The following is an 11,377-nucleotide window of genomic DNA, read 5'->3' on the forward strand; positions in this document are numbered from 1 at the left end:
ACCATGAAGGTTCGCAAGGTCACCGCGGCAGCCTCCGTTCTGCTCGCGCTCTCCCTCACGGCCACCGCGTGTGGCGGTGACGACGACAAGGACGACAAGGGCTCCGGCGGGGGCGGCAAGATCACCATCGGCATCAAGTTCGACCAGCCCGGCCTCGGCCAGAAGACGCCGGACGGCAAGTACGAGGGCTTCGACGTCGATGTCGCCACCTACGTGGCGAAGAAGCTCGGCCACAAGGCCGACGACATCGAGTGGAAGGAAGCCAAGAGCGCCGACCGCGAGACGATGCTCCAGCGCGGTGACGTCGACTTCATCGCGGCGACCTACTCGATCACCCCGGAGCGCGAGGAGAAGGTCGACTTCGCGGGCCCGTACCTGCTCGCCCACCAGGACGTCCTGGTCCGCGCCGACGACAAGTCGATCAAGTCGCCGAAGGACCTGAACAGCAAGAAGCTGTGCTCGGTGACCGGTTCGACCTCGGCGCAGAACGTCAAGGAGAAGCTGGCGCCCAAGGCCCAGCTCCAGAACTACGGCGCGTACTCCCAGTGCCTGACCGGCCTGCAGAGCAAGGCGATCGACGCGCTCACCACCGACGACTCGATCCTCGCCGGTTACGCCGCGCAGAAGAACTTCCAGGGCAAGTTCAAGCTCGGCGGCTTCAAGATGACCAACGAGAACTACGGGATCGGCGTCAAGAAGGGCTCCGACCTCAAGAAGAAGATCAACGACGCGCTGACCGAGATGGTCAAGGACGGGTCGTGGGAGAAGGCCGTGAAGGCCAACTTCGGCCCGGCCAGCTACAAGAACGAGCCCGCCCCGAAGATCGGCGACATCGTCAAGTAAGCAGGATGTGAGGGGCGTGCCGCTCACCATGGCGGCGCGCCCCTTCGCCCTCTACGCGGAAGCTGTCCCTCTACGCGGAAGCGCGGGAGAACGTGTTCGACTTTCTTGAAGGCTATGACCTGTGGGGGGCCTTCTGGGAGACGGTGAAGCTCACCGGACTCTCAGCGGTCGGCTCCCTGATATGGGGAACCGTGCTGGCGGGCATGCGCGTCAGCCCCGTCCCCCTGATGCGCGGCTTCGGAGCCGTCTACGTCAACGTCGTGCGGAACATTCCGCTGACCATCATCATCGTGTTCACGTCGCTCGGCCTGAACCAGACGCTGCTCATCGATCTGGGTGCGTCGACCATCGACGCGACCAACTTCCGCCTGGCCGTGCTCGGTCTGACCGCCTACACCGCCGCCTTCGTCTGCGAGGCACTGCGCTCGGGCATCAACACCGTGCCGCTGGGCCAGGCCGAGGCCGCCCGCGCGATCGGCCTGAGCTTCACGCAGGTCCTCACCCTGGTCGTGCTCCCGCAGGCCTTCCGCTCGGTGGTGGCTCCGCTCGCCAACGTCCTCATCGCGCTCACGAAGAACACCACCGTGGCCGCCGCGATCGGTGTCGCCGAGGCGGCCCTGCTGATGAAGGGCATGATCGAGAACGAGGCCCAGACGATCGCGATCGCCGCCGTCTTCGCGTTCGGCTTCATCTGCCTCACGCTGCCGACCGGCCTGATCCTCGGCTGGGTCAGCAAGAAGGTGGCGGTCAAGCGATGAACTCCGTCCTCTACGACGTCCCGGGTCCCCGCGCCAAGCAGCGCAACATCGTCTATTCGGTGGTCTTCGTGATCGCCCTCGGCCTGCTGCTCTGGTGGGTCTACAACGCCCTGTCCGACAAGGGTCAGCTCGACTGGGAGAAGTGGAAGCCCTTCTTCACGGACAGCAGGTCCTGGACGACGTACATCTGGCCCGGCCTGGAGAACACGCTCAAGGCGGCCGCGTACTCCATGGTCATCGCGCTGCCCCTGGGCGCCGTTCTCGGCATCGCACGCCTCTCGGACCACCTGTGGGTGCGCATCGTGGCCGGCACGATCGTGGAGTTCTTCCGCGCGATCCCGGTCCTCATCCTGATGCTGTTCGCCAACGCGGCCTTCGCCGAGTACAGCGACGTCACCTCCGACGACCGGCCCATGTACGCGGTCGTGACCGGGCTCGTCCTGTACAACGCCTCCGTGCTCGCGGAGATCGTGCGGGCGGGCATCCTCGCCCTGCCCAAGGGCCAGACCGAGGCGGCCAAGGCCATCGGCCTCCGCAAAGGCCAGACCATGCGGTCCGTGCTCCTTCCGCAGTCGGTCACGGCGATGCTGCCCGCGATCGTCAGCCAGCTCGTGGTCATCGTGAAGGACACCGCGCTCGGCGGCGCGATGCTGACCTTCCCCGAGCTCCTGTCGACCGTCAGCACGATGAGCGGCTACTACGGTGCCAACGTCATCGCCAGCTTCACGATCGTCGCGGTGATCTACATCGTGTTGAACTTCATCCTCACGTCCTTCGCCTCCTGGCTGGAGCGCAGGCTGCGGCGCGGGAAGAAGTCCACCGGCGCGATGGTGCCTCCGGCGGCCGTGGCGGGAACGTTCGCGACGGGCGACGGCGGTGGCGCCCTGGGAGCCATCGGTGGCGGCACGGGCGACACCGGTGGCAGCACCACCTGAGCCGACCGCCCCGGCGCTCACCCGATGATCTGCAAGAACGAAGGCAGTGGCGATCACGCCACTGCCTTCGTCGCTTGACGCAGGAACCAGCAGTGGGTTGCATACGTTCTGTGATCGTGCACCGGGTTTCAACTGCCATTTCCTGTACGTACGTCCAGCGCTCGCGGGCAGTCCTGGCAGGAGGCCGTGCGCCGTGGACCCGGTGATCGTCGTCGGCGCGGGCCCCGTGGGGCTCACGCTCGCCCTGGCTCTCGCCCGTCACTCGGTTCCCACCGTGGTCCTGGACGAGGGGCCCGGCAAGGACGAGCAGCGCCCCGCGCGGACCGCCGTCCTGCGGGAGGACACGGCGGCACTCGTCGAGCGCCTCTGCGGGGTGTCCTTCGGGGGCCCCGACACGGGGGCGCGCTGGGGCGGCTGGCGGTCGATGCGGCGCAAGCAGGTGATGCGGCAGCTCACGTTCAGTGACGAGATGCCCTCGCCGTTGCATGTGCCGCAGCACGTGCTGACCGGTGCGCTGCGGGACGCCATCGTCGACGAGCGGCTCGTGAAGGTCGCGGTGGAGAGCAAGCTGGACACCCTGGAGCAGGACGCCTCGGGGCTCACGGCCCACACCCGCGGGCCCAAGGACACCTGGTGGCGCGGCAGCTATCTCGTCGGCTGCGACGGCCCTCGGTCGACGGTCCGCAAGCTGCTCGACATCCGCTTCCCGGGGCGCACCGCGGTCGAGCGACACGCCGTCGCCGCCCTGCGGACGGAACTTCCCTGGCCCGGCGAAGCGTTGCTGCACCGCAACCCGCCGTGGCCCGGCGGGGGCCCCGAGGTGACGGCGCGTCCGCTGCCGGGCGGCGTCTGGCGGATCGACTGGCTGTTGCCGCCGCGCGGCGACCTGGTGACGCCCGACGCCCTCGTCTCCCGCGTCCGGGAGACCCTCTCCGGCTGGTGCGGCGCCACCCCGCCGTACGACCTGCTCGACACCGGTGTCCACACGGTCCACCACCGGCTCGCCCGCCGCTGGCGCTCCGGGCGCTGCTTCCTGGCCGGGGACGCAGCCCACCTCCTCGGCGCAGTCGGCACGCAGGGCCTGGACGAAGGCCTCCGGGACGCCGACAACCTCGCCTGGAAGCTGGCGCTCGCCTGGCACCACGGCGCGAGCGACGCACTCCTCGACAGCTACCAGACCGAGCGGCGCGCCGCCGTGGCCGCGCGGCTGCGCGCCGCCGACCAGTCGCTGCCCGTGCTCCGCGGCGGCGGTGGGCTGCGTTCGTACGTGCCGGGGGCCGCACGCGGTCAGGACGCACTGCTCACGGATGGCCATGTGGGGCGCGGCCAGCTGGGTGCGCCGGGGGCGTACGCCGACTCGCCCCTGTCCCCCGGAAGTTCGGACTCCACCGTCCTCGTGGCCACGGAGCCGGGCGCCCCGGTCGTCGACGTCGCCGTGACGGCTCCCGACGGTTCCGTCGTACGGCTGCGGGACCGTTTCGGCCTCAGCCAGCTCCTCGTGGTGCTCGTGGCGCCCGGAACCGTCGTGTGGGACCGGCGGCACTGGATGAAGGCCGGGATCATGCCCCGTCTCGCCGCCGCGGTGACCGCGCTGCCGGCCCCCGCCGAGCTCCTCGTCGCGGAGAGCTATCCGGGCGCCGCGGCGCACACGGTCCTGCTCGTACGCCCGGACGGCCGTCTGGTCACCGCGCTGAACGGCGTACGCCCCGCGGAGCTCTACGCGGCCGCCGAGGCGGCCCTGGGCAAGGCGGTGCGGGAGGCGCCGGAGAAGGGGCGGGCGAAGGGCGCGCCGAGGAAGGACGGCGGCCCGAAGGACGCCGAGGCCGCCCCCGGGAAGCCGGGCGGCGAGCCTGGCGACGCCGCCCGAGCAGCCGACCGGACAGCCCACGAGACGCCCGGTTCCGACGCGAAGGGTGGCCGAGCAGCCGGGGGGACACCCTCCACCGGGCCATCGAGCGAGCCAAAGAAGCCCTCCCCGTAGACCCCCGATCCAGGCCTCCCGGCCAGGTCAAGCGGCTGTCCCAGGTCCCCGTAGACAGCTGCTGTTGAACCAGAAACGACCGTCCGACCGCATGCTGAGAGCGAGTTGACCACTTCGCACGGTCATGGTCTACTCCGGACCATGACCGACACCGCTGTCCGCTTGTGGCGGAGGGTCCACATGGACCTCGTCCGCTATGCGGGCTGCGTGTGTCAGCCGTCCTGCTGAATTCGCCATCACCACCCTTCTCGCGCGCCCGTCGTCGGCGCGCCGTTCCGCGAACTCCCAGGACGGTTCCATGTCAGCGTCTGTCTCCAGCCCTGCGCCTCTGCCCTCCCCCGCCGGTTCCCGGGTGGCCCCGCCCACCTCGGCCGACCTCCTCCACTTCGTGCGCCGCACCGCCGCGGACGCCGACCTCGTCGCCTCGCTCCCCCTCGACCCCGAAGGCCGCACCTGGGTGCGCCTCGACGGGCCCGGCGGCAGCGAGGCCTGGCTGATCGGATGGCCGCCCGGCACCGGTACCGGCTGGCACGACCACGCCGAGTCGGTCGGCGCCTTCACCACCGCCTCGGGCGCCCTCAAGGAGAACTCCCTCGCCGCCCGGATGCCCACCGACGGCTGGAAGACCCTGGAGCTCACGGAGGGCATCGACCGCGAGCGGCAGCTGCCCGCCGGGCAGGGACGGGCGTTCGGCCGCAACCACGTGCACGAGGTGCTCAACGAGTCCGCTACCGAACACGCCGTCTCCGTGCACGCGTACTATCCGCCACTTCCACGGATCCGCCGCTACAGCCGCACCGGTGACGTGCTACGCCTTGAGCACGTCGAGCGTCCGGAGGACTGGCAGTGAGTGCGGGCCTTGAGTTGAACGGAACCCCGGGAGTACCGACGGCCTCGGCGATCGCCGACGAGCCGCTCGCACCCGTGGGCATAGACGAGTTCCTCGAACGCGTACGGCGCGACCTCGACCGGGTCACGCCCCGGCAGGCGCACGAGATCGACCGGTCCGGTGGCCTCCTCGTCGACATCCGGTACGCGGCCCTGCGCGAGCGCGACGGCCTGATCCCGGGAGCGCTGATCGTCGAACGCAACGAACTGGAGTGGCGCCTCGACCCCCAGGGCAGCCACCGCGCCCCCCAGGCCGTCAGCCACGACCTGGAGATCGTCATCGTCTGCAACGAGGGTTACGCGTCGAGCCTCGCGGCCCACTCCCTGCGCCAGCTCGGGCTGCGGCACGCGACCGACCTCGTCGGTGGCTTCCAGGCCTGGAAGGCGGCCGGGTTCCCCGTCACCGAGTGACTGCCCGCTTCCTTCCGCGTACGAGTCCCTGGGACGCGTAGGGGTCCCAGGGGGACGCGTACGGGTTCCCGGGCACGCGTGGGCGCCCCGTACCGCGCTCCCGTAGGAGCGTGAGTAAGGGGCGCCCGCCATTGCGTGCCGCCCCTTACTCCTTGGCCGACGCGACCGTGACCGGCAGCGGCCTCAGAGCGGCACGGCCGGGCAGCGCCGTCGCCATCAGGGCGAGCAGCCCCGCCACGGCGACCACGGCGACGTACAGCAGCGGCAGGACCACCGGGGCGGCGGAACCGGTCATGCCGACGCTGAACGCGGTCAGGACGGCGAGGGCGATCCCGCTGCCCAGGGCGGTCGCGATGAGCAGGACCGACAGTGCCTCGGTGCGCAGCATCCCCCGGACCTGGCGGCCCGTGGCACCCGCGAGGCGCAGCAGCGCGAACTCCCGGACCCGCTCCGACACCGACATCGCGAGCGTGTTGACGACGGCGATCGCGGTGAAGGCCAGCACGAGCCCCATGGCGAGGAGGTTCACGTCGGCGCTCGACTGGCCGCGCTCGGCCTGGAGGCGGTCGACGGCGTCCGGGGAATCCACCCGCACGTTCGGGAACTCCCGGAGGGTCGCCGCGAGTTGATCCTTCGTACGGTCGCTCCTGACGAGGACCGTGGCGGCGAGCGGGTTGTCGACGTGGCGGGCGACCAGGTCGTGCGCCAGAGTCAGATCACCGAAGCCGAGCCCGCGCGCGTAGACGGCGCCGACCTTCAGGGTGGTCGGTGTGCCGTCGCCGAGGGTGAGCTTGAGGTTGCTGCCCGGCTTCAGGCCGAGCCGGTCGGCGGCGAGTTCGCTGACGGCGACGTCACCCGCGCCGAAGGACGCCAGCGAGCCCGCAGTGACGTCCGGGTCCCAGGTGCGGGTGAGGCCCGCCGGAGTCACGCCCTGCGCCGGGTACTTGTCGAGCCCGACGCGCACGGTGGTGCGGACCACCTCGGTGACGGCCTCGACGCCTTCGGCCGCCCGCAGCCGCCGCGCGGCCGCCGCCGGTACGCCGGGGCCCTGCGCGGCGAGCGACCAGTCCGCTCGGACACCGTCGCCCGTCTCGGCACGGGCGGCCGCCGTGAGGGTGGGCTGCGTGAAGAGGACCGTGCACGTCATGCCGATGAGCAGCACCAGCGGGGTGACGGCGGCGGCCATGCGGGCGGCGTTCCCCCGGAGGTTGGCGTGCGCGAGCCGCCCGACCGGGCCGGTGAGCCGCAGCACCCGGCCGAGCACGGCGGCCGACGCCCTGACGACGAGCGGGCCGAGCAGCGCGACGGCCGAGGCGAGCACCACAACGGCCAGGAACGTGACGGGAGTCGACGCGGGCTCGGTCCGCAGCACGCTGAGGACGAGCACGAGGACCACGCCACCCGCGAGGAGGAGCAGACCGGCGGCGATACGCACCCAGGAGAGTCGGGTACGCTCCACGCTCGCCTCGGCCAGAGCCTCGCCCGGGCGGATGCGGGCGATGCGGCGGGCGGAGACGCGCGCGGCCGCCCAGGCGCCGAACAGCGTCGCGGCGACGGCCACGAGCGGCGGGAAGAAGCTGACGACCCGGTCGAGCGTCGCCGGAACCACTCCCTCGTCGATGAACTTCCCGTACAGCAGCCCTCCGAGCGGGATGCCCGCCAGCGAGCCGAGCACTCCGGCGGCCGCCCCGACGAGGAGCGCCTCACGGCCGAGGAGCTTGCGGAGCTGCTTCGGGCTGGCGGCGATGGCCCGCAGCAGGGCCAGTTCGCGGTAACGCTGCTGGATGGACAGGGCGAAGGTGCCGACGACCACGAGCACGGCGACGAGCAGCGACGTCCCGCCCATCGCGCCGCCCATGCTGACGAGCTTCACCCGCGCGCCCGCCGCGTCGAGGAACTCGACGGAGCCACGGCCGTCACCGCTGCTGACCTGCGCGGTCGTACCGTCCAGTGCCTTCTTGACCGCCGCCTTGAGCGTCTGCGCGGACGTGCCGTCGGCCGGCAGGACGCCGAGGGCGGTGACCCGGCCGGGGTGGGCGGCGAACCGCTCGGCCTCGCGGTCGGAGAAGAAGAGGGAGGTCTGGTGCGCCAGGGCCGTTCCGCCGCCGTCCGGGGCGGCGATGCCCGAGACGCGGTAGGTGCGCGGGGCCCGCGTCGACTGGACGGTGAGTCGGTCACCGGGCTTGAGGCGGGCGCGCTCGGCGAGGCCGCGGTCGACGACCAGGTCGGCCGCGGCGCGTGGGGCGCGTCCGTCGACGATCCGGAAGGGCGCGAGGGAGGCCGACGACCAGGCGTGCCCGTACGCGGGACGGTCCGGGTCGCTGGCCTCGCGCGTCAACGGCTGCGCCAGGAAGGTCAGTTCGGGTACGACCGCGCCGACGCCCGGCACGCCCTCGAGTCGCTCGGTGACCTCGCGCGGCAGCCAGGCCCGTTCGGCGATCGGCTTCGCCTTGTGCTTGACCTTCGTCTTGCCCTTCTTGTGCTTGACGGTGGTCTGGTGCACGTTCTGATCGGCGGAGACGAGCACGGGGGCGGCGGCGTAGCGCTCGGGGCTGATGGTGCCGCGCAGGCCCGTCTCCAGGAGCGTGCCGCAGGCCGTGATGAGCGCGGCGGCGCACGTCAACGCGACGAAGGCTCCCAGGAACCCGCCCTTCCGGTCGCGGATCGTCTGTAGTGCGTAGCGCAGCATCATGAGGTCTCGGTCTCTCTTCTGTTGTCGTCGGGGGCGCCCGGGGAAGCGGCCGCCCCGGCGTCCGTCGGTGCGGCTGCCGGTCCGGCCGCCGGCGCGGGGAAGGCCAGGAGGCGGGTGAGGACGGTGCGGGCCTCGGGCGGGGTGTCGGCGTCGGAGCGCTTGTAGCGGTTGAGGAGGGCGATGTACTCCTCGAAGAAGTCGCGCAGCTCGGTCACCGTCAGCCGCATCGTGCCGCGCGAGTACGGGAAGGCGTCGGCCCACTCGTCGGCCTCGGCGCCGCCGCTCTCGCGCTGGAGCTGCTCGAAGAGCTCCAGGTCGGCGGCGTACGCCAGGTGGTTCAGCTCGTCCATGACGAGCCGCGTCTCGGCGTTCTGCCGGCTGCGCGGCGGGAAGCGCCGGTCCCCGGGCACCGCACGCCACCAGCGCTCGCGCCCGTGTCCGGTGCCGTCCGTCTCTTCGACGAAGCCGTAGCGGGCGAGCTCGCGCAGGTGGTAGCTCGTCGCCCCGGTGTTGAGGCCCAGGGCCCGGGCCAGGGTCGCGGACGTGGCGGGCCCGTGCACGGTGAGGTGCTGGAGCATCTGCTGCCGCCTGGGCTGCGCCAGCGCCTTGAGGACCTTCAGGTCACTCAGCTCTTCGGGAGCGGGCACGGCACCGTCGGCCCGGGCGCGACCGGTCTCGTCGGCCCCGGCGCGGCCGGACCCGACGGCGGGACCGGACTCCGCGACCGGGCCGGCTTTCGCGGCCCCGCTGGGGGCGCGCCCCTCTCTTCTGCCCTGGTGGTGAACCATGCGTACACAGTCGCCTGTGCACAGGTTCCTGTGCATGGTGGCGACCAGGCGTCTTGCATGGGGGGTTAACCCCCCTACAGGCTTCGGGGCTCACCCGGAAGCCTCGGGCCGGGGCCGCACCCGGAGGCCCGTCGGACCTCACCCCCGGAGGTCCTCCCGGGGCCACGGCCCCGGTGGATCAGGTGGGTCCGGTCGATCCGATGGATCCGGCGATCGCTCAGAGGCCCTCGTACCCGAGGTCCTCCGTGTCCTCCCCCTCTTGCTCCAGCGCCTCGCGGACCACGCGCAGCGCCATGCCCTCCGGGTATCCCTTGCGGGCGAGCATGCCCGCGAGGCGGCGCAGCCGCTTATCGCGGTCGAGGCCGCGGGTGGAGCGCAGCTTGCGGGCCACGAGCTCGCGGGCGGTGGCCTCCTCCTGCTCCGCGTCGAGCTGGCCGACGGCCTCGTCGATCAGGGTCGCGTCGACGCCCTTGGTCCGCAGCTCGCGGGCCAGGGCCCGGCGGGCGAGGCCCCGGCCGTGGTGCCGGGACTCCACCCAGGCGTCCGCGAAGGCCTCGTCGTTGATCAGGCCGACCTCTTCGAAGCGGGACAGCACCTCGTCCGCCACGTCGTCGGGGATGTCCCGCTTCCGCAGGGCGTCGGCCAGTTGCTTGCGGGTGCGGGGCGTCCCCGTGAGCAGGCGCAAGCAGATGCCCCGCGCCCGCTCAGCGGGATCCCCCGAGGGCGGTTCCCCGTTCTCGGCCCTCGACGAGGACGGGGAACCGCTGTCCTGATGGCTGCCGAAGCCGCCGCGCCGCCTGCGGCGACGGCCGCCCCGGCCCTCCTGGTCGCCGCTCCACGGGCCGTCGGCGTCCGCACCCGCCCCCTCCGGTCCGCCGCCGCTCCAGTGGCCGCCTCCCGGGGGGTCCGTGTGCTCCGCCCAGTCGGTACGTCGCGTCACGGCCTAGCTCTTGGCCGCCGCGGTCTTGGACTTCGTGGCCTTCGCCGCCGGAGCGGGCACCGTCTTGGCGGCGTCGGCCGCCGGTGCCTCGCCCGCCGGGTCCGCGGCGGGCTCGCTCTCGGTGCTCTCCGGCCGGACGCCGACGCCCAGCTTCAGCTTGATCTTCTTCTCGATCTCGTTGGCGAGGTCGGGGTTGTCCTTCAGGAAGTTGCGGGCGTTCTCCTTGCCCTGGCCGAGCTGGTCGCCCTCGTACGTGTACCAGGCACCGGCCTTGCGGACGAAGCCGTGCTCCACGCCCATGTCGATCAGGCCGCCCTCGCGGGAGATGCCCTGGCCGTAGAGGATGTCGAACTCGGCCTGCTTGAAGGGGGGCGCGACCTTGTTCTTGACGACCTTGACGCGGGTGCGGTTGCCGACCGCGTCCGTGCCGTCCTTCAGGGTCTCGATGCGGCGGATGTCCATGCGCACCGAGGCGTAGAACTTCAGCGCCCGGCCACCGGTCGTGGTCTCCGGGGAGCCGAACATCACGCCGATCTTCTCGCGCAGCTGGTTGATGAAGATCGCGGTGGTCTTCGACTGGTTGAGCGCGCTGGTGATCTTCCGCAGGGCCTGGCTCATCAGACGGGCCTGCAGACCCACGTGCGAGTCGCCCATCTCGCCCTCGATCTCGGCACGGGGCACAAGGGCCGCCACCGAGTCGATGACGATCAGGTCGAGCGCGCCGGAGCGGACCAGCATGTCGACGATCTCGAGGGCCTGCTCGCCGTTGTCCGGCTGGGACAGGATGAGGTTGTCGATGTCGACGCCGAGCTTCTTCGCGTACTCCGGGTCGAGGGCGTGCTCCGCGTCCACGAAGGCGACGGCGCCGCCGGCCCTCTGCGCGTTGGCCACGGCGTGCAGCGTGAGGGTCGTCTTACCGGAGGACTCCGGGCCGTAGATCTCCACCACACGGCCGCGCGGGATGCCGCCGACGCCGAGCGCGACGTCGAGCGCGGTCGAGCCGGTCGGGATGACCTCGATGGGCTCCTGGGACCGCTCGCCCATGCGCATGACCGCGCCCTTGCCGAATTGCCGTTCAATCTGTGCGAGCGCGGCGTCGAGCGCCTTCTCGCGGTCGGTTCCTGCCATGGGTTCCACCCGG

At 71.7% G+C, this 11,377-nt stretch carries 11 protein-coding genes; 7 read left to right on the top strand and 4 right to left on the bottom strand.

Translation table 11 applies throughout. From position 1 onward, the window contains the following. Positions 1-3: 3 nt before the first annotated feature. The 7 genes from AC5WAM_RS11830 to AC5WAM_RS11860 all read left to right on the top strand — a co-directional run bounded on the left by AC5WAM_RS11830 (position 4) and on the right by AC5WAM_RS11860 (position 5,816). Positions 4-843 (top strand): glutamate ABC transporter substrate-binding protein, encoded by an 840-nt coding sequence (locus tag AC5WAM_RS11830; RefSeq protein WP_495522573.1) that lies wholly within the window; start codon positions 4-6, stop codon positions 841-843. A gap of 92 nt (positions 844-935) precedes the next feature. After that, complete coding sequence (locus AC5WAM_RS11835; protein WP_399625600.1) at positions 936-1,601, top strand: amino acid ABC transporter permease; 666 nt, start codon at positions 936-938, stop codon at positions 1,599-1,601. After that, entirely contained in the window at positions 1,598-2,536 is a 939-nt protein-coding gene (locus tag AC5WAM_RS11840) for an amino acid ABC transporter permease (RefSeq protein ID WP_495522574.1), read from the top strand. Before AC5WAM_RS11835 ends, AC5WAM_RS11840 begins: the two co-directional genes overlap by 4 nt. A gap of 193 nt (positions 2,537-2,729) precedes the next feature. After that, on the top strand, positions 2,730-4,517 hold the full coding sequence (locus AC5WAM_RS11845) for an FAD-dependent monooxygenase (protein ID WP_495522575.1): 1,788 nt from the start codon (positions 2,730-2,732) through the stop codon (positions 4,515-4,517). Between the two features lie 141 nt (positions 4,518-4,658). Then, on the top strand, positions 4,659-4,745 hold the full coding sequence (locus AC5WAM_RS11850; RefSeq protein WP_361832679.1) for a putative leader peptide: 87 nt from the start codon (positions 4,659-4,661) through the stop codon (positions 4,743-4,745). Between the two features lie 70 nt (positions 4,746-4,815). Further along, entirely contained in the window at positions 4,816-5,367 is a 552-nt protein-coding gene (locus AC5WAM_RS11855) for a cupin domain-containing protein (RefSeq protein ID WP_495522576.1), read from the top strand. A gap of 14 nt (positions 5,368-5,381) precedes the next feature. Further along, entirely contained in the window at positions 5,382-5,816 is a 435-nt protein-coding gene (locus AC5WAM_RS11860) for a rhodanese-like domain-containing protein (protein ID WP_495523567.1), read from the top strand. A 145-nt stretch (positions 5,817-5,961) separates the two neighbouring features. Here AC5WAM_RS11860 and AC5WAM_RS11865 read toward each other — a convergent pair whose 3' ends face one another. The 4 genes from AC5WAM_RS11865 to recA all read right to left on the bottom strand — a co-directional run bounded on the left by AC5WAM_RS11865 (position 5,962) and on the right by recA (position 11,364). Beyond that, positions 5,962-8,508: an FtsX-like permease family protein gene (locus AC5WAM_RS11865; protein ID WP_495522577.1), complete on the bottom strand. Its 2,547-nt coding sequence runs from the start codon at positions 8,506-8,508 to the stop codon at positions 5,962-5,964. Next, on the bottom strand, positions 8,505-9,296 hold the full coding sequence (locus AC5WAM_RS11870; RefSeq protein WP_495522578.1) for a helix-turn-helix domain-containing protein: 792 nt from the start codon (positions 9,294-9,296) through the stop codon (positions 8,505-8,507). The genes AC5WAM_RS11865 and AC5WAM_RS11870 overlap by 4 nt, the downstream gene beginning before the upstream one ends. Before the next feature lie 217 nt (positions 9,297-9,513). Then, the gene (gene recX / locus AC5WAM_RS11875) at positions 9,514-10,236 is read right to left on the bottom strand and encodes a recombination regulator RecX (protein ID WP_172386131.1); all 723 of its coding nucleotides are present in this window, start codon (positions 10,234-10,236) and stop codon (positions 9,514-9,516) included. 3 nt (positions 10,237-10,239) lie between these two features. Beyond that, entirely contained in the window at positions 10,240-11,364 is a 1,125-nt protein-coding gene (gene recA, locus AC5WAM_RS11880) for a recombinase RecA (RefSeq protein WP_138962166.1), read from the bottom strand. Positions 11,365-11,377 lie beyond the last annotated feature (13 nt).

Source organism: Streptomyces sp. JLYT201 (assembly GCF_059448825.1).